This window comes from Photobacterium sp. R1, assembly GCF_054600795.1.
Map to the genome: position 1 here is coordinate 1 of NZ_BAAHZP010000297.1, position 328 is coordinate 328.

Consider the following 328-nt stretch of genomic DNA (forward strand, 5'->3'; position numbering starts at 1 on the left):
CGCTTCAAAATAATGGGAATTTTATTATCAGTCTTGGTGAATTATGCCGCTGGCTGGCTCAACAGGCCGAAGCGCTAGGAGTATCCATTTTTCCGGGATTTGCTGCGGCTGAGTTAATTTTCAACAACTCAGGTGCAGTGGCTGGGATCATGACGACTGATATGGGTCGCGATAAACTCGGTAATGAAAAACCAGGTTTTCAGCCGGGTATCATACTTGAAGCAAAATATACGCTTATTGCTGAAGGCTCGCGCGGGCACTTAGGCAAAGCCATCATAGAACGTTTTGAACTGGATAAAGGCAAAACACCCCAGCATTACGCAATTGG

General features: G+C 46.0%; 1 protein-coding gene. It reads left to right on the plus strand.

Going from position 1 to position 328, the window contains the following annotated elements; translation table 11 throughout:
* Positions 1-328, plus strand: a 328-nt coding sequence (locus ACYP03_RS25135; protein ID WP_459782545.1) for an NAD(P)/FAD-dependent oxidoreductase, incomplete at both ends; no start/stop codon positions are given.